The organism is Streptomyces sp. NPDC058653 (assembly GCF_042716895.1).
GTDB lineage: Bacteria > Actinomycetota > Actinomycetes > Streptomycetales > Streptomycetaceae > Streptomyces.
The window spans coordinates 20,652-37,325 of the sequence record NZ_JBHXRM010000004.1 but is presented as its reverse complement, the minus strand read 5'-3'; the positions used below and the strand labels follow the sequence as shown (position 1 = coordinate 37,325).

The following is a 16,674-nucleotide window of genomic DNA, read 5'->3' as shown; positions in this document are numbered from 1 at the left end:
CCCGCCATGCCGATCATTTCGCGCGGGTTCCACGGCCGCAGGCCGGATCCGGGCCGGAAACTGCCACCCGGCCAGTACGAGGTCCATGACTTCCCGGTGCTGTCCGCGGGGCCCACACCACGCGTGAGTCACGACGAGTGGGAGTTCACCCTCACCACCGAGAACGGCGACCGGCACACCTGGGACTGGGCGCGGCTGATGGCGATGCCCGCCGAGACCCCGACGCTCGACCTGCACTGCGTGACGAAGTGGTCGAAGTTCGAGACGCACTGGGAGGGCGTCTCGCTCGACAGCCTGATGGAGGGGGTCGAGACGGCGGCCGAGTACGCCCTCGTCCACTCCTACGGCGGCTACACGACCAACCTCCCGCTGGAGGACCTGCTCGACGGCAAGGCGTGGATCGCCCACCGCTACGACGGTGAGGAACTGCCCGCCGAGCACGGTGGCCCCGCGCGGCTGCTCGTCCCGCATCTGTATTTCTGGAAGTCCGCGAAGTGGGTGCGCGGGATCCAGCTGATGCTCGACGACGAGCCGGGGTTCTGGGAGGGCCTCGGCTACCACTCGTACGGGGACCCGTGGCGCGAGCAGCGCTATCAGGGGGACTGATGGCGGCCGCGCCACTGCGCTGGCTGGTGGCCGAGCTGGTCGGCCGGCGGGCGGAGTCCTCCACGGCCCAGACCCTGGTGTTCGACGTGCCCGGCTGGCCGGTGCATCTGGCGGGCCAGCACGTCGACGTACGGCTGACCGCCGAGGACGGCTACAGCACGGAGCGCAGCTACTCGGTGGCGTCCGCGCCGGACGCCGACCGGGTGGAGCTGACGATCCAGCGGGTCGGGGACGGTGAGGTGTCGCCGTATCTCATGGACGTGCTGGAGCCCGGCGAGAAGGTGGAGCTGCGCGGTCCGATCGGCGGCTACTTCGTCTGGCGGCCGGAGCAGGACGAACCGGTGCTGCTGGTGGGCGGTGGTTCGGGGCTGGTGCCGCTGATGTCGATGGTGCGCACGCGTGTCGCGGCGGGCGGGGGCGCGCCGTTCCGGCTGCTCTACTCCGTACGCCGGCCGGACGATCAGCTCTATGTGTCCGAGCTGCTCCGCGGGGAGCCCGGCCTCGACACGGAGTATCTGTACACGCGTACGGCGCCGCCCGAACACCCCAGGCCGGTGGGCCGGTTGACGGCCGACGACCTGGTCCGCGGGGGCTGGCCGGCCGATCGGCGACCCCTGTGTTACGTCTGCGGCCCGACGGGCTTCGTCGAGAACGCCGCGACGCTGCTGACCGGCCTCGGCCACGCCCCCGACCGCGTCAAGACCGAACGCTTCGGCCCCAGTGGAGGATGACATGGACGCCTATCCGGCCCACGACGACGCCTACCACGACGGCAACGCGCTGGGCGGCCCGCTCTCCGAGCTCTTCGCGGTCGATCTGACCGACGCCGTGGGCCGCTGCGCCTCCTGCGGCCGCCGGGGCCCGATGGCCCAACTGCGGGTCTACGACCGGGCACCGGGTCTGGTGGCCCGGTGCCCGCGGTGCGAACAGGTGGTGCTCCGGCTGGTCCGGGGGAAGGACACCGCGTGGCTCGACCTTCAGGGCGCCTCCTCGCTCCGGATTCCCCTCGGCCCGTCCTCCTGAGGTCCCCCCGACGTCTTCTCCTCGGGGCCGAAGGGCCCGTCAGGAGCCGACCCTGCGTTTGTTCCAGACGTCGAACCCGACGGCGGCCAGCAGCACCAGTCCCTTGATGACCTGCTGGTAGTCGGTGCCGATGCCGACCAGGGACATGCCGTTGTTGAGGACACCGAGGACGAGTCCGCCGATGATCGCGCCGAACACCGTGCCGACGCCGCCGCTCATCGACGCGCCGCCGATGAACGCGGCCGCGATCGCCTCCAGTTCGAAGTTGACGCCGGCCTGCGGAACGCCCGCGTTGAGGCGCGCCGCGTAGACGATTCCGGCGAGCGCCGCCAGCACGCCCATGTTGACGAAGACGAGGAAGGTGACGCGCCGGTCCTTCACTCCGGAGAGCTTCGCCGCCGCCCGGTTGCCGCCGAGCGCGTAGACGTGGCGGCCGACGACGGCGTTGCGCATGACGTAGCCGAAGCCGATGAGCAGCGCGGCGAGCAGCAGCAGGACGACGGGGACACCGCGGTAGCTGGCGAGCGTCATGGTGAAGGCGAGGACCGCCGCGGCGAGCGCCACGCACTTGGTGAGGAAGAGGTTGCGGGGCAGGACCTCCAGCTCGTACTCCTTCTGACGGCGCCGGTCCCGGACCTCCTGGAGCAGGGCGAACGCGAGCAGCGCGAGCCCCAACAGCAGTGTCAGATTGTGGTAGTTGGTGGACGGTCCGATCTCCGGGAGGTAGCCGGTGGAGATCTTCTGGAAGCCGTCGGGGAACGGGCCGAGCGAGCGTGAGCCGAGGAAGATCTGTGTGCCGCCGCGGAAGAGCAGCATCCCGGCGAGGGTCACGATGAACGAGGGGATGCCCACGTACGCGATCCAGAAGCCCTGCCAGGCGCCGGCCACCGCCCCGATGGCGAGGCCGAGTACGAGCGCGAGCACCCAGGGGATGTCGTGCTCGACCATCATGACCGCGCAGGCGGCCGAGACGAACGCGGCGAGGGAGCCGACGGAGAGGTCGATGTGGCCGGCGATGATGACGATCATCATGCCGATGCCCAGCACCAGGATGTAGCTGTTCTGGAGGACGAGGTTGGTGACGTTGTTGGGCTTGAGGAGGACGCCGTCGGTCCATATCTGGAACAGCACGACGATCAGCGCGAGCGCGACGAGCATGCCGTACTGCCGCATGTTGCGCCGCGCGGCGTCCAGCAGCAGATCGCGGGTGCCGGTGGTTTGCGGGCGGGCGGGCCGCGGTGGGTCGCCCTTGGGCCTGTCGCCCGGGGACTTGGAGAGGTCGGTGGTGGCCGGACCCATGTCGTCTACCTCGTGTTCCTGGTCATGTGGCGCATCAGGACTTCCTGCGTCGCCTCCGCGCGGGGGATCTCACCGGTGAGCCGGCCGGCCGCCATGGTGTAGACGCGGTCGCACATCCCGAGGAGCTCCGGGAGTTCGGAGGAGATGAAGACGACGGCCTTGCCCTCGGCGGCGAGCCGGTCGATGACGGTGTAGATCTCGTACTTGGCGCCGACATCGATCCCCCGGGTCGGCTCGTCCAGCAGGAGCACATCGGGCCCCGCGAAGATCCACTTGCTGAGGACGACCTTCTGCTGGTTGCCGCCGGAGAGCCGGCCGGCCTGCTCGAAGACCGTCGGGGCCTTGATGTTCATGCTTCTGCGGTAGGACTCGGCGACACGGGTCTCCTCGTGCTCGTCGACGATGCCGCGCCGCGCGACCTTCGGCAGGGCGCTGAGGGTGATGTTGCGGCCGATGGTGTCGATGAGGTTGAGCCCGTACTGCTTGCGGTCCTCGGTGACGTACGCGATGCCGTGTCCCACGGCCTCGGGCACGGTTCTCGTACGGATCTCCCGGCCGTCCTTGAAGACGGTGCCGCTGATGTTGCGGCCGTAGGAGCGTCCGAAGACGCTCATCGCGAGCTCGGTGCGGCCCGCGCCCATCAGACCGGCGATGCCGACGATCTCGCCCCGCCGGACATGGATGGAGACGTTGTCGACCACTTTGCGCTGCTGGTCGATGGGGTGGTGGACGGTCCAGTCGCGGATCTCCAGGGCGGGCCTGGCCTCGGGGTCGCCGTCGTACGGTGTGCGTTCGGGGAAGCGGTGGTCGAGGTCGCGGCCGACCATGCCGCGGATGATGCGGTCCTCGGTGGTCGACTCGGCGCGGACGTCCAGGGTCTCGATGGTGCGGCCGTCGCGGAGGATGGTGACGGAGTCGGCGACCTCGGCGATCTCGTTGAGCTTGTGCGAGATGATGATGGAGGTGATGCCCTGGGCCTGCAATTCCCTTATCAGGAGCAGGAGCTGGGCGCTGTCCGAGTCGTTGAGCGCGGCGGTCGGTTCGTCGAGGATGAGCAGTTTCACCTCTTTGGCGAGGGCTTTGGCGATCTCCACCAACTGCTGTTTGCCCACGCCGATGTCGGCGACCCTGGTCCCCGGATGCTCGTCGAGCCCGACCCGCCTGAGCAGTGCGGCGGCGTGTCTCAGCGTCTCGTTCCAGCTGATGATCCCGCGCCTCGCGTGCTCGTTGCCGAGGAAGATGTTCTCGGCGATCGACAAGTAGGGGACGAGGGCCAGCTCCTGATGGATGATCACGATGCCGCGCGCCTCGCTGCCACCGATGTCCTTGAAGGCGCAGGACGAGCCCTGGAAGAGGATCTCGCCGTCGTAACTGCCGTGCGGATGGACCCCGCTGAGGACTTTCATCAGCGTGGACTTGCCGGCCCCGTTCTCCCCGCAGATGGCGTGCACCTCCCCCGGGGCCACGGTCAGCGTCACGTCGGAGAGCGCCCTGACCCCGGGGAAGGTCTTGACGATGGAGCGCATCTCCAGGACGGGCGCGGTCACAGGTCGCTCGCCTTGATGTATCCGGAGTCGACGAGGACGGAGCGGTAGTTGGCCTTGTCGACGCTGACCGGGTCCAGCAGATAGGCCGGGACGACCTTGGTCTCGTTGTCGTACGTCTTCTCGTCGTTGACCTCGGGCTTCTTGTCGTTCAGTACGGCGTCGGCCATCTGCACGGCCTGCTTGGCCAGCGCCCTGGTGTCCTTGTAGACGGTCTGCGTCTGCTGTCCGGCGATGATCGACTTGACCGAGGCGACCTCGGCGTCCTGTCCGGTGACGAGCGGGTACGGCTTGGCGGACGTGCCGTAACCGTCCGACTTCAGCGCGGACAGGATGCCGATGGAGATGCCGTCGTAGGGCGAGAGCACGGCGTCGACGTCGTCGGAGCCGTACGACTTGGTGAGCAGGTCGTCCATCCGGCGCTGCGCGGTGCCGCCGTCCCAGCGCAGCGTGGTGATCTGGTCGAGCTGTGTCTGGCCGCTCTTCACGACGAGCTGCTTCTTGTCGATGTACGGCTTGAGCGTCTTCCAGGCGCCCTGGAAGAAGTAGCGGGTGTTGTTGTCGTCCGGCGAGCCGGCGAACAGCTCGATGTTGAACGGGCCCTCGTCGCCCGCGCCGTCCTTGAGACCGAGCTTGTCGACGAGGTACGTCGCCTGGAGGACGCCGACCTTCTCGTTGTCGAAGGACGCGTAGTAGTCGACGTTCGGGCTGCCGAGGATGAGCCGGTCGTAGGAGATGACCTTGATGCCCTGGTCGGCGGCCTGGCCGAGGACGTCGCCGAGCGCCCGGCCGTCGATGGAGGCGACGACGAGGACGTCGACCCCCTTCGTGATCATGTTCTCGATCTGGGAGACCTGCTGGTCGACGTCGTCCTCGCCGTACTGGAGGTCGGTCTTGTAGCCGAGCTTCTTGAACTCGGCGACCATGTTGCGTCCGTCGGCGATCCACCGTTCCGACGATTTGGTGGGCATCGCGATGCCGACGGTGGAGCCCTTGCCGCCTTTCTTCTCCTCCTTGCTCCCGCCCTCGCTGTTCTGGCCGCAGGCGGTCAGCGCGAGGGCGAGCGAGGTGACGACGACGGTGAGTGCGGCGCGGCTGGTGCGCATGGTCATCAGTCCTGTCCTTGAGGAAGCGGGAAACGGTTGAGCGGTCCGGGCCGGCGTGAGCCGAGCGGTGACATGCCGCCGTCGGCGCCGTGGCGGGCGAGCAGATCGAGGACGAGCCGGCCGCGCCGTACGCGTTCGCGGGCGGTGGCCAGGGTGAGGTCGCGCAGATGGCCGCCGTACGGGTAGATGCCGGGCGCCTTGGAGAGGCCGAACTTCAGGTACAGGGGCGCGCCGCGCCGGATCAGTTCGGCGGTCTCGTACATCCGGACGTAGCCCCCGAGGTCGTCCGGTGCCTCGATGTAGAGGTCCATCGGGGCGCGGCTGGCGCCGCGGATCTCGGTGACGTGGGCGAGCGTCAGATCGGAGGGGATGTTGAGGGAGTCGGCGCCCAGACGTTCGTAGACCGTGTACGAGGCGGGGTTGACCGGCCCGATGAGCGCGGACACCTTGAGGGTGGTGTCGGCGGGCAGTACGCCCAGCTCCCGTAGCCGGTGGAGGGACCAGAGCACTCCCTCGTCGGCGACGAGCAGGCAGGTGACGCCCAACTCGGCGGCGCGCAGGGCGTCTTCGACACAGCCGGCGACGGCGTCGCGGCCACGGGCGCGCAGACCGGCGCCGCCGGAGTCGGTGCGGGTGGCGGCGCCGGTGTCCCAGGTGCCGCGTGGTCCGGTGAAGAGGCACAGTTCGATGTCGCGCGCGGCGCAGGCGCCCACCATCTCGGTGATCTCGTCGTCGGTGAGCATCCAGACGCCGCTGCCCTGGCTGATCCGGTGGATCGGCACGTCGAGGCGGGTGGATTCCTTGAGGACCTCGGCGAGGGCTTCGGGGCCTTCGACGGAGGGGATCTCGGTGCGCCAGGTGCCGCCGTCGGGGAAGGTGTGCGGCGACATGTCGGCGGGGTGGTCGTCGGGGGCGGGCAGGCCGAGGGCGGCGAGGGCCTGCTCACCGGGGCGGCGGCGGGTGCCGGGGGCTGGTGCGTCGGTCAACGGACGTGTCCTTAGGTCGCTGCCTGTCGTGCTCGGCGGTGCTGGTGTTCAGAGGGCCGGTGAGTTGCTTGTCCGAGATTTCGAACCGCGTTCGGGTCTTGCGGCGGGGGGTGGTCGTGGTGTGCCCCGCCCTCGTGGTCAGGGGCGCAGCAGCACCTTCCCCGTGCCGGGGTCGTCGCCGCCGACGAGCGCGATCGCCTCGGCGTACCGCTCCAGCGGGAACTCGTGCGTGATGAGCGGGCCGGGGTCGAGCAGGCCCGCCGTGAAGGCGCGTACGGCGAAGGACCAGGCGGACGAGGGCGCGCCGAAGACGCTGCGTACGGTCAGCTGGCTCAGTGAGAGATGGACGGGGTCGATGCCGGTCGCGCCGGCGGTGAACATGCCGGTGAGCACGACCCTGCCGCCGCGCCGTGCCAGCAGGCAGGAGGAGGCCGCGGTGGTGGGCGCGCCCGCCGTCTCGACCACGAGGTCGTAGTGGCCCCGGCGTTTCTCGGCGTCCGCCGGCGTGAGGATCTCGTGCGCGCCGAAGGTGGGCGCGAGGTCGGCACGTCGCGTGCGCGGTTCGATCACCGTCAGCTCGCCGGGCGCGTACGCGGCGAGGAACTGGACGGCGAGCAGTCCGAGTGTTCCGGCGCCCACGACGGCGATCCGTTCGCCGGGCTCCGGTCGGCCGGCCCGTACGGCTCCGGCGACCACGGCGGCGGGCTCCAGGAGGGCGGCGGCCCGTAGGTCGGCGTCGTCGGCCAGGGGGTGCAACAGGCGGGCGGGGACGGTGACATGGTCGGCGAAGGCGCCCGGCCGGGTGAACCCCGTCTCGTCGTAGCCCCCGGTGCACAGCGACGTGTCGCCGGCGCGGCACCGCTCGCAGACGGAGCAGGCGCGGAAGCCCTCGGCGACGGTGCGTCTGCCGACGAGCGCGGGATCGACTCCCCCGCCCACGGCCTCGACGGTGCCGGACCACTCATGGCCGGGGGTGACGGGGTAGCGGACGTAGCCCGGGTCGCGGCGGCCGTGGTACACCTCGCGGTCACTGAGACAGATCCCGGCGGCGGCGACCTTCACCAGCACCTCGCCGGGGCCGGGTTCGGGGCGTTCGCCGTCGACGATCCGGGAAACGCCGGGCTCGTCGACGACGACGGCCCGGCTCATCGGGGCGCCTTGGGGTCGCGCTTCTCCCAGCCCTCGGCCCAGAGGTCGAACCGGGCCTGCTGCTGCGGGAACTCGGCCGCGGCGTCGGCGTCGAACTCGACGCCGAGCCCCGGCGCGTGCGAGATCGCGAAGCAGCCCGTCTCCGGGTCGACCTCCGGCGCGCCCGTGACGATCTTCTTGATCTCCGCGTCGGCGAAGTCGTTGAAGTGCTCCAGGATCTTGAAGTTCGGTGTGCAGGCGGCCAGTTGGAGACTGGCGGCGGTGAGCACGGAGCCGCCGACGTTGTGCGGGGCCACCAGCACGTAGTGCGTCTCGGCGGTGGCGGCGAGCTTCCGCGTCTCCAGGATGCCGCCGATGTGACCGACATCGGGCTGGATGATGTCGGCGGCCTGCGAGGCGAACAGCTCACGGAACTCGATACGGTCGTGGACGCGTTCGCCGGTCGCGACGGGGATGTCCACCTTGTCGGCGACCTTGCTCAGCGCCTGGAGGTTCTCCGGCGGTACGGGCTCCTCCAGCCACGCCGGTTCGTACGGGGCCATCTCCCGCGCGAGCCGTACGGCCGTGGAGGGGCTGAACCGTCCGTGCATCTCCAGCATCAGCTCGGTGTCGGGGCCGATCGCGTCCCGTACGGCCTCGATCAGCGACACCGCGTAGCGGGTCCCGGCCCGGTCCAGCTCGAAGTGGCCGGTGCCGAACGGGTCGATCTTCAGGGCGCGGTAGCCGCGGGCGACGACGGCCTCGGCGGCCCGGTGGTACGCCTCCGGGGTGCGCTCCGTGGTGTACCAGCCGTTCGCGTACGCCTTGACGCGGTCGGTGACCTTTCCGCCGAGCAGCTGCCACACCGGGACGCCGAGCGCCTTGCCCTTGATGTCCCAGCAGGCCATCTCCACCACGGCGATGCCGGACATCACGATCTCGCCTGCCCGCCCGTAGTCGCCGTACTTCATCCGGCGGACCAGGTCCTCGACCGCGAACGGGTCGGAACCGGCGATGTGGTTGGCCTCGGCCTCGCGCAGATACCCCACGAGCGCGTCGGTCCTGCCGAGCATCCGCGTCTCGCCGACGCCGGTCAGCCCCTCGTCGGTGTGGACCAGCACATAGGTGAGATTGCGCCAGGGCGTGCCGACGACGTGGGTGCTGATTCCCGTGATGCGCACTGCGGTACCCCTAGAGGTTGTTCGGGCCGCCCGGATCGGCTGCGGTTGTTCGATATTTCGTCACGCGTTCGAAATGCTGGCGAGACCGTAAACAGCTGGGCGGGGGGTGTCAATGGGGCGTGCGACAGCTAGCCTCTGTTCGGTACTCCGACCGTTGACCGGAGTACCGAACAGCAGGGTGGGAGGAGAGAGATGGGACGGCTGGTCCCCGCAGTGACGCGGGCGTTCGACATTCTCGAACTGTTCCTGGAGGGCGAGGGGAAACTCTCGGCGCCCGATGTCATCCGCAGGCTGGGGCTGCCACGCACCACCGTGCACGAGCTGCTCACCACTCTCGCGGCCCGCTCGTATCTGGAGGCGATCCCCGAGCAGCCCGGCCGCTACCGGCTCGGTGTACGGGCCTACCAGCTCGGCAGCCGGTACGCGGAGCAGCTCGACCTCGCCGCGGAGGGCCGACTGGTCGCGACGGACATCGCGCAGACCTGCGACGAGACCGTGCATGTGGCGATCCTCGAAGACCTCGACGTCATCTACATCGCGAAGGTGGACTCCACCCACACGGTCCGGATGGTGTCCGCGGCGGGCCGCCGGCTGCCCGCGCACTGCACCTCGGTCGGCAAGATGCTGCTGGCCTCGCTCCCGGAGCCGGAGCTCGACGCCCGGCTCACCGGCGCCGAGCTCACGGCCATGACCGGCAACAGCATCACGGACCCCGCTGTTCTGCGGACGGCGCTCGCCGGCATCAGACGGCGCGGGATCGCGGTCGAACACCGGGAGTCCAACTCGGACGTGAGCTGTGTGGCCGCCCCGGTGCGCGACAGACGGGGCCAGGTCGTGGCCGCGCTCTCGATCTCCGTCCCGATGATCCGCTGGACGCAGACCCGTGAGGAGGAGCTGGCACGTCTGGCCACGAGGGGCGCGGAGGCGCTGTCCGTACGGCTCGGACACCGCTCCACCGTCCGGGCGGAGCACTGACGTACGCGGGCGAGGACGGAACACGCCTCAGTGCTCGCTCACCGAACCGCCGCGCCGGTCGGGCCTGATCCGGGGCGGCCGGCCGTTCTCGCCGTTCACTCGACTCCCCCTCACTTCACTCCCAGGGTCTCCTGCCAGGCACGGGCCTCGATCCCGCGGAAGTGGTCGGCCATCGCGCGCTGCGCCTGCTCGACGTCGCGGGCCCGCAGCGCGGTGAGGATGTCCCGGTGGCGGCGCGCGGTGACGGTGAGGGAGGGGTCCTCGGTCCAGCCGCGTACGCCCGCGACCCGGTGGAAGACGTTCCAGAACGCCGCGAGGAGCTGGGGGACCAGGGCGTTGCCGAGTGAGCGGTAGAGCTTCTCGTGGAACTCGCGGTCGAGTTCGGGGAAGGCCTCGCCGGCTCGCGCGGCGGCCTCCATCCGCTGGATGACGTCCTCCAGTTCGTCGAGTTCCGCGTCGCCGAGGGCTTCGGCGACCCGTCGGACGAGCCCTTCCTCAAGGACCTCTCTGACCTGGAGGATCTCGCCGAGCGCGTGGGCGTCGTCGCCTTCCCGGGCGAGCGTACGGAAGGTGAGCCCGTCGACGAACGGGCTGAGCGAGGCCTGGCCGACATAGGTGCCGTAGCCGTGCCTGATCTCCACGATGTCCAGCGCCTGAAGAGCCTTGAGGGCCTCGCGTACGGAGTTCCTGCTGACCTTGAGGCTCTCCATCAGCTCGACCTCGGTCGGCATCGGGGCTCCGGCCGGCAGCCGCCGGTCCAGGATCAACTGCATGACCTCGCGCTGGACCTGGCTGCCCACACGCCGTTCCCGGCCGGTGGAGACCGTGGCGTTTCTTCGTTCGTCAGACATGCTGCACATCGTAAGGGTGCTGAACATCCCACGTCCCATGTCGGAGACAACATCCCGATCTCCGTGGTCGACCCGAGAGCCAAAGCCTCTGGCCACACCCACGGGTGAGATCCTGCGCGATCTCTTGACCGGCCGGGCGGGCACTCCTAGGGTCTCGCTACCTTGAGAGGTAGGACGTCGGATCTCCAACTCCCTTCCTTCTCCCGGGACTCCGGGAGACCACCCCCCATGGAGGCAGCACTGTGAGCGACGTGAACCCGGCATCGGCCCTGCGCCGCCGCTCGTTACTCAAGTACACCGGCGCCCTCGGCGCAGCCGCCGCGATCACCACGACCCTGTCCGCCTGCTCCGGCGGTCCGGAGTCCACCAATGACACCGGGGCCGACGGCAAGGGCGGGGCCGGGACACTCACCGCCGTCATCGGGTACGGGAACGACGGCAGTTGGGACCCGACCCAGACCGCGTCGGCGTTCAGCATGGCCGCCAACCACCACCTCTACGAGGGTCTGCTCGACACGGACCCGATCGACCGGGAGCCCTACGCGGCGCTCGCCACCGGGATCCCGGCGGATCTGACCGCCACCACCTGGAAGTTCACCCTCCGGCCGGGCGCCACCTGGCACGACGGCAAGCCCGTCACCGCCGACGACGTGGTGTTCACCTTCGACCGCATCCTGGACCCCGGGACCACCACCCTCGCCAAGGGCTTCTTCGTGACCTGGCTGAAGGAGGTCAGAAAGGTCGACGCGAAAAGCGTCGAACTCGTCCTGAGATTCCCCTTCCCGGACGGCGCGCCCCGGCTCACCCTCGCGAAGATCATGCCCAAGCACGTCTTCGGCCGGCCCGGCGGCTGGGAGAAGGCCACCGCCGGCACGGCCGTCGGTTCGGGCCCGTACAGGATGACGGCGCACAACCCGAAGTCGAACACCAACTTCGCCGCCTTCGACGAGTACAACGGCCCGCGCAGGGCCGCCTTCAGGAAGATGACCTGGCTGACCATCGTGGACGCCGCGCCCCGCGTCGCGAAGATCTCGGGCGCCGGCGCGGACGCCCAGATCGCGGACAACATCCCGTACGCCAACATCGCCCAGCTGGAGAAGGACGGCCTGGAGGTCGGGAGCGGCGCGGGCATGAACCATCTGTTCCTGCTCTTCAACACCGCGCACAAGCCGTTCGACGACGTCCGGGTGCGCCAGGCCCTGCACTACGCCATCGACACGGAGAAGATGATCGAGGCAGCGCTCAGGGGCCACGGCAGGGCCGCCTCCTCCTTCCTCAACGAGGAGAACCCGACGCACCGCAGGGCGAGGACCGTCTACGGATACGACCCGGCGAAGGCCAGGAGGCTCCTCGCCGAGGCGGGCGTGAAGGACCTCGAGATCGATCTGATGGCGGTCAACGTCAGCTGGCTCGTGGACTGTCTGCCCACCATCAAGGCGTCCTGGGACGCGATCGGCGTCAGGACCGCCCTGGAGCCCCAGGAGACCACCGCGGTCTTCACCAAGCTCGACCAGAGGAAGGATTTCCAGGTGGTCGCGGCGGCCTCCAACCCCAACCAGTTCGGCCTCGACGCCGACCTGATCGTGCGTTACAACTACGGCCCCGAGAACCTCTGGATGAGGTACGCGCGGTGGGCGGACAGCTCCGAGGCCAGGAGGCTCTTCGCGCTCATGGACCGGGCGACCCGGGAGCCGGAGCCGGCCAGGAAGAAGGAGATGACGCGGGAGTACATCGACATCGTCGCGGAGAACGCGGTGATCTACCCCGTCGTGCACAACGAGCTGGTCACCGCCTGGGATCCCCGGAAGCTGGCCGGCACAAGGGCCCAGGCCTATCCCGGCATCAACGTGCTCCAGTCGAAGCCCGCCGGCTGAACCCCTGCCCCGGCCAACCCGGTTTAGGAGCCGTACGTGCTCGCGATCGCCAGAATCCTGGCCCGCCGAATCCTTCTGCTGGTCCCGCTGATGCTCGGGATCGTACTGTTCGTCTTCCTCGTGATGCGGTTCTCGGACAGCGACCCGGCGTCGGCGTTCTTCCAGGGCGCCAACCCCACTCCCGAGCAACTGCACCGGTTCCGCGAGGAGAACGGGCTGCTCGATCCGCTGCCCGTCCGCTACGTCGCCTTCGTGGGTGAGCTGCTGCGGGGGGACCTGGGCACCGGTGTGCTGGTGCGGACCCCGGTTCTCGACCAGGTCACGACCGCGCTGCCGCTCACCCTGCAACTGACCTTCCTCGGCCTCGGGATCGCGGTCGTGCTCTCGCTCGTCCTCGGCGTGACCGCCGCCATCCACCGCGACCGGGCGCTCGACCAGATCATCCGGGTCGTCTCGCTCACCGGGGTGGCGGCGCCCAGCTTCTGGCTGGCGCTCCTGATGATCCAGTACCTGGCCGTGGGCCGGGGCTGGTTCCCGACGGGCGGTTACGTCAATCCCGCCGACTCGTTCAGCGGCTGGCTCAGGACGATGACGTTGCCGGCGCTCGCGCTCTCCCTGCCGGTGGCCGCCCAGCTCACCCGTATCGTGCGCACCGCTGTCGTCGAGGAGCTCGACAAGGACTACGTCCGCACGGCGATCGGCAGCGGGCTGCCGCCGGTCGTCGTGGTCGGCCGCAATGTGCTGCGCAACGCCCTGATCAACCCGCTGACCGTGCTCGGTCTGCGGGTCGGCTATCTGCTCGGCGGGGCCGTCGTCATCGAGACGATCTTCTCGCTGCCGGGCATGGGAAAGCTGATGATCGACGCGGTCAAGAACGGCGACCCCGCCGTCGTCCAGGGTGTGGTGATCACCACCGCCGTCGGCTTCGTGATCGTGAACCTGGCCATCGACATCCTCCATCTCCTGGTCAACCCGCGTATGAGGAGTGCCGCCTGATGCCGACGGTCCTGACGCGCAAGGAACTCACCCGAAGGATGTCCCGGCCCGGGATGCGCGTGCGAGGCCTCGACCGGCTGCCGCCGCTGTCCCGGATCTCCCTGGGCGTCCTCGCGGTCGTGGTCCTGATGGCCGTGTTCGCACCGCTTCTCGCACCGCACGATCCGCTCGACCAGGTCGCGCAGACCGACGGCACCGGACATCCGTCCGCGGACCACTGGATGGGCCAGGACAGCCTCGGCCGCGACATCCTGAGCCGGCTGATGTACGGGGCGCGGTGGTCGCTGGCCATCGGCCTCGGGGCCACCCTGCTCGGCCTGGTGGTCGGCGCGGTGCTGGGCGCGGTCGCGGCGACCTCGCGCAAGGCGGTCGACGAGACCCTGATGCGCTGTCTCGATGTCGTCATGGCGTTCCCCGGTATCGCGCTCGCGGCCGTGCTCATCTCCGTGTTCAACGGCGGTATCACCGTGCTGATCTGCGCCATCGCGTTCCTCTACGTACCACCCATCGCACGCGTCGTACGGGCCAATGTGCTCGACCAGTACGGCGAGGACTATGTGACGGCCGAACGCGTCATCGGCGCCCGGACCCCGCATATCGTGCTCAGACACGTGGCGGTCAACTGTGCAGCGCCGATCCTGGTGTTCTGCACCGTGCAGGTCGCCGAGGCCATCGTCTTCGAGGCCTCGCTCTCCTTCATCGGCGCGGGCGTACGGCCGCCCGACCCGTCCTGGGGCAGCGTCATCGCGGACGGCAAGGACATGGTCCTGATCGGCGGCTGGTGGGCGACGGTGTTCCCGGGCCTGCTGATGCTGATCACCGTGCTCGCCCTGAACGTCCTGTCCGAGGGTGTGTCGGACGCCTGGGCGGCGCCCGCCGCGCGTGACGTACCGGCGCGGAAGGCGGCGGCCGAGGACCGGCTGGAGGCCCCGGAGGCGGGCTCGGGGACGGTGCTCGACCTGCCGGGCCTCACCGAGGCGGCCGCCCGACTGCGTGAACGGGCGCGACAACTCCCGCACGGTGAGCCGATTCTGACGGTGCGGGACTTGGCGATCGGCTTCGAGCGGCGGCACGGCGGCGTCGACATCGTCGACGGAATCAGCTTCGACGTGCGCCCCGGCGAGGTCCTCGGCCTGGTCGGCGAGTCCGGCTGCGGCAAGTCGCTGACCGCCCTGACCGTGATGGGCCTGGAGCCGAAGGGCGCGCGCGTCGGCGGCCGGATCACCTTCGACGGCCGGGAGCTGCTCGGAATGCCGACGCGCACCCGGCGACGGCTCCTCGGGCACGACATGGCGATGATCTACCAGGACGCCCTGTCCTCCCTGAACCCGGCGATGACGATCCGCGCACAGCTGAGGCAGGTCGTCCGCAGGGGCGGCCGGCGCTCTCCCACCGAGCTGCTCGACCTGGTCGGTCTCGACCCGGACCGCACCCTGCGCAGCTACCCGCACGAGCTGTCCGGCGGCCAGCGCCAGCGCGTCCTGATCGCCATGGCGCTCTCCCGCGATCCGAGGCTGATCGTCGCCGACGAACCGACCACCGCCCTGGACGTCACCGTCCAGGCCCAGGTCATCGAGCTCCTCCTCCGGCTGCGCGAGGAGTTGGGCTTCGCCCTGATCCTCGTCTCGCACGACCTCGCCCTCGTCGCGGACGTCACGGACCGCGTGGTGGTGATGTACGGCGGCCAGATCGTCGAGACCGGCGTGACCGCGGACCTCGTCGAGGCACCGGCCCACCACTACACCCGGGGCCTGCTCGGGTCGGTGCTCTCACTGGAGTCGGCGGCGGACCGCCTCACCCAGATCAGGGGTGTCGTGCCCTCCCCCGCCGACTTCCCCGCTGGCTGCCGGTTCGCCGACCGGTGCCCGCTCGCCGACGAGGTGTGCCGGACGACGGCGCCGGAGCTCCTCGGCGCCGGGCGCCGGCACTCGGCGGCCTGTCACCATCCCGCGGTCACCCCGACCGTGCCCGGACCCAGGGGAAGCGAGGCCGTCACATGACCATTCCTCAGCCGCTGATCTCCCTCGCCGACGCCCATGTCGTGCACCGGGCGCGCTCCGGCGGACTGTTCTCCCGCGACCGGGTGTACGCCCTGACCGGCGCGGACCTGACCGTCTCGGCCGGCGAGACGGTGGGCCTGGTCGGTGAGTCGGGATGCGGCAAGTCGACCCTGGCCAGGGTCCTGATGGGCGTGCAGCGCCCGACCTCGGGGACGGTGTCGTTCCGCGGCCGGGACCTGTGGTCCATGCCGGCCGCGGAGCGGCGCGCCACCATCGGCGGCAGAGCGGGCATGATCTTCCAGGACCCCTCGACCGCCCTGAACCGGCGGCTTCCGGTCCGGCGGATCCTGCGGGACCCGCTCGATGTCCACCGGCGCGGCACACCGGCCCAACGGGAGGCGCGGGTGCGGGAGTTGATGTCCCTGGTCGGGCTGCCCGAGGTGCTCGCGGAGGCGCTGCCCGGGCAGCTGTCCGGCGGCCAGCGACAGCGGGTGGCGATCGCCCGCGCGCTCGCGCTCGAACCCGAACTCGTGGTGGCCGACGAGCCCACCAGCGCCCTGGACGTGTCGGTGCGGGCGCAGATCCTCAATCTGCTGCTCGATCTGAAGGAGCGCCTCGGGCTCGCGCTGCTCTTCGTCTCGCACGACATCCAGACCGTGCGCCGGATGAGCGACCGCGTGGTCACCATGTATCTCGGCCGGATCGTGGAGGAGTCCCCCGCCGACGCGGTGCCCGGCCGCGCCCGGCACCCGTACACCCGGGCCCTGTTCTCGGCGACCCCGGGGCTGCTCGGCCCGATCGAGCCGATTCCGCTGGTCGGTCCCGTCCCCTCGGCGACCCGGCCACCGAGCGGCTGTCCCTTCCGCACCCGCTGCTGGAAGGCCGACGACCGCTGCGCCGGGGAGATGCCCGCCTTCACGGAGGCGGGTGGGGAGGCGGGCGGGGAGGCCGGCGGGGAGCATCGCTTCCGCTGCCACCACCCCGTGGACGAGGGCCAGTCGACCCGGGACCTCGTCACCCAGGCCGCCGTGGCCGCGAAGGAGCCTTCCTGACGTGTCCCGTCCACGAGCAGGGGGATTCCCGATTTCGGGTAGTTTACGGGTGT

Annotated in this window: 15 protein-coding genes; 8 read left to right on the top strand and 7 right to left on the bottom strand. The window is 70.0% G+C overall.

Going from position 1 to position 16,674, the window contains the following annotated elements; translation table 11 throughout:
* Positions 1 to 6 precede the first annotated feature (6 nt).
* Genes ACFWU9_RS04950 through ACFWU9_RS04940 form a run of 3 tightly spaced genes read left to right on the top strand, consistent with a single transcriptional unit; the run spans position 7 to position 1,629 of the window.
* Positions 7 to 606 carry a sulfite oxidase-like oxidoreductase gene (locus ACFWU9_RS04950; protein WP_384314955.1) on the top strand — a complete coding sequence of 200 codons (600 nt, stop codon included), beginning with the start codon at positions 7 to 9 and terminating at the stop codon, positions 604 to 606.
* On the top strand, positions 606 to 1,337 hold the full coding sequence (locus tag ACFWU9_RS04945; RefSeq protein ID WP_384314954.1) for a ferredoxin reductase: 732 nt from the start codon (positions 606 to 608) through the stop codon (positions 1,335 to 1,337). The genes ACFWU9_RS04950 and ACFWU9_RS04945 overlap by 1 nt, the downstream gene beginning before the upstream one ends.
* 1 nt (position 1,338) lies before the next feature.
* Entirely contained in the window at positions 1,339 to 1,629 is a 291-nt protein-coding gene (locus ACFWU9_RS04940; RefSeq protein WP_384314953.1) for a DUF6510 family protein, read from the top strand.
* Positions 1,630 to 1,668: 39 nt separating this feature from the next.
* Here ACFWU9_RS04940 and mmsB read toward each other — a convergent pair whose 3' ends face one another.
* The 6 genes from mmsB to ACFWU9_RS04910 all read right to left on the bottom strand — a co-directional run bounded on the left by mmsB (position 1,669) and on the right by ACFWU9_RS04910 (position 8,873).
* Complete coding sequence (gene mmsB / locus ACFWU9_RS04935) at positions 1,669 to 2,928, bottom strand: multiple monosaccharide ABC transporter permease (RefSeq protein ID WP_384314952.1); 1,260 nt, start codon at positions 2,926 to 2,928, stop codon at positions 1,669 to 1,671.
* 5 nt (positions 2,929 to 2,933) lie between these two features.
* The gene (mmsA, locus tag ACFWU9_RS04930) at positions 2,934 to 4,475 is read right to left on the bottom strand and encodes a multiple monosaccharide ABC transporter ATP-binding protein (protein ID WP_384314951.1); all 1,542 of its coding nucleotides are present in this window, start codon (positions 4,473 to 4,475) and stop codon (positions 2,934 to 2,936) included.
* Positions 4,472 to 5,578 (bottom strand): multiple monosaccharide ABC transporter substrate-binding protein, encoded by a 1,107-nt coding sequence (gene chvE / locus ACFWU9_RS04925; protein WP_384315151.1) that lies wholly within the window; start codon positions 5,576 to 5,578, stop codon positions 4,472 to 4,474. The genes mmsA and chvE overlap by 4 nt, the downstream gene beginning before the upstream one ends.
* A gap of 5 nt (positions 5,579 to 5,583) precedes the next feature.
* Complete coding sequence (locus tag ACFWU9_RS04920; protein ID WP_384314950.1) at positions 5,584 to 6,564, bottom strand: hypothetical protein; 981 nt, start codon at positions 6,562 to 6,564, stop codon at positions 5,584 to 5,586.
* A 138-nt stretch (positions 6,565 to 6,702) separates the two neighbouring features.
* Positions 6,703 to 7,713: a zinc-binding dehydrogenase gene (locus tag ACFWU9_RS04915; protein ID WP_384314949.1), complete on the bottom strand. Its 1,011-nt coding sequence runs from the start codon at positions 7,711 to 7,713 to the stop codon at positions 6,703 to 6,705.
* On the bottom strand, positions 7,710 to 8,873 hold the full coding sequence (locus ACFWU9_RS04910; RefSeq protein ID WP_384314948.1) for a mandelate racemase/muconate lactonizing enzyme family protein: 1,164 nt from the start codon (positions 8,871 to 8,873) through the stop codon (positions 7,710 to 7,712). Before ACFWU9_RS04910 ends, ACFWU9_RS04915 begins: the two co-directional genes overlap by 4 nt.
* A 192-nt stretch (positions 8,874 to 9,065) precedes the next feature.
* Here ACFWU9_RS04910 and ACFWU9_RS04905 point away from each other — a divergent pair, with 192 nt between their 5' ends.
* Positions 9,066 to 9,848 (top strand): IclR family transcriptional regulator, encoded by a 783-nt coding sequence (locus ACFWU9_RS04905; protein ID WP_384314947.1) that lies wholly within the window; start codon positions 9,066 to 9,068, stop codon positions 9,846 to 9,848.
* A gap of 110 nt (positions 9,849 to 9,958) precedes the next feature.
* Here ACFWU9_RS04905 and ACFWU9_RS04900 read toward each other — a convergent pair whose 3' ends face one another.
* Entirely contained in the window at positions 9,959 to 10,699 is a 741-nt protein-coding gene (locus ACFWU9_RS04900; RefSeq protein WP_384314946.1) for a FadR/GntR family transcriptional regulator, read from the bottom strand.
* A 242-nt stretch (positions 10,700 to 10,941) separates the two neighbouring features.
* Here ACFWU9_RS04900 and ACFWU9_RS04895 point away from each other — a divergent pair, with 242 nt between their 5' ends.
* Genes ACFWU9_RS04895 through ACFWU9_RS04880 form a run of 4 tightly spaced genes read left to right on the top strand, consistent with a single transcriptional unit; the run spans position 10,942 to position 16,621 of the window.
* Positions 10,942 to 12,573: an ABC transporter substrate-binding protein gene (locus ACFWU9_RS04895; RefSeq protein ID WP_384314945.1), complete on the top strand. Its 1,632-nt coding sequence runs from the start codon at positions 10,942 to 10,944 to the stop codon at positions 12,571 to 12,573.
* A 36-nt stretch (positions 12,574 to 12,609) separates the two neighbouring features.
* Positions 12,610 to 13,569 (top strand): ABC transporter permease, encoded by a 960-nt coding sequence (locus ACFWU9_RS04890; protein WP_384314944.1) that lies wholly within the window; start codon positions 12,610 to 12,612, stop codon positions 13,567 to 13,569.
* Positions 13,569 to 15,569 carry a dipeptide/oligopeptide/nickel ABC transporter permease/ATP-binding protein gene (locus tag ACFWU9_RS04885; RefSeq protein ID WP_384314943.1) on the top strand — a complete coding sequence of 667 codons (2,001 nt, stop codon included), beginning with the start codon at positions 13,569 to 13,571 and terminating at the stop codon, positions 15,567 to 15,569. Before ACFWU9_RS04890 ends, ACFWU9_RS04885 begins: the two co-directional genes overlap by 1 nt.
* On the top strand, positions 15,566 to 16,621 hold the full coding sequence (locus tag ACFWU9_RS04880; RefSeq protein ID WP_384314942.1) for an oligopeptide/dipeptide ABC transporter ATP-binding protein: 1,056 nt from the start codon (positions 15,566 to 15,568) through the stop codon (positions 16,619 to 16,621). Before ACFWU9_RS04885 ends, ACFWU9_RS04880 begins: the two co-directional genes overlap by 4 nt.
* The last annotated feature ends 53 nt before the right edge of the window (positions 16,622 to 16,674 follow it).

Excerpts from the sequence above, each read along its gene's own strand:
- ACFWU9_RS04950 (WP_384314955.1), top strand. The coding sequence starts at position 7 with ATGCCGATCATTTCGCGCGGGTTCCACGGCCGCAGGCCGGATCCGGGC.
- ACFWU9_RS04945 (WP_384314954.1), top strand. The coding sequence starts at position 606 with ATGGCGGCCGCGCCACTGCGCTGGCTGGTGGCCGAGCTGGTCGGCCGG.
- ACFWU9_RS04940 (WP_384314953.1), top strand. The coding sequence starts at position 1,339 with ATGGACGCCTATCCGGCCCACGACGACGCCTACCACGACGGCAACGCG.
- mmsB (WP_384314952.1), bottom strand. The coding sequence starts at position 2,928 with ATGGGTCCGGCCACCACCGACCTCTCCAAGTCCCCGGGCGACAGGCCC.
- chvE (WP_384315151.1), bottom strand. The coding sequence starts at position 5,578 with ATGCGCACCAGCCGCGCCGCACTCACCGTCGTCGTCACCTCGCTCGCC.
- ACFWU9_RS04915 (WP_384314949.1), bottom strand. The coding sequence starts at position 7,713 with ATGAGCCGGGCCGTCGTCGTCGACGAGCCCGGCGTTTCCCGGATCGTC.
- ACFWU9_RS04905 (WP_384314947.1), top strand. The coding sequence starts at position 9,066 with ATGGGACGGCTGGTCCCCGCAGTGACGCGGGCGTTCGACATTCTCGAA.
- ACFWU9_RS04900 (WP_384314946.1), bottom strand. The coding sequence starts at position 10,699 with ATGTCTGACGAACGAAGAAACGCCACGGTCTCCACCGGCCGGGAACGG.
- ACFWU9_RS04885 (WP_384314943.1), top strand. The coding sequence starts at position 13,569 with ATGCCGACGGTCCTGACGCGCAAGGAACTCACCCGAAGGATGTCCCGG.
- ACFWU9_RS04880 (WP_384314942.1), top strand. The coding sequence starts at position 15,566 with ATGACCATTCCTCAGCCGCTGATCTCCCTCGCCGACGCCCATGTCGTG.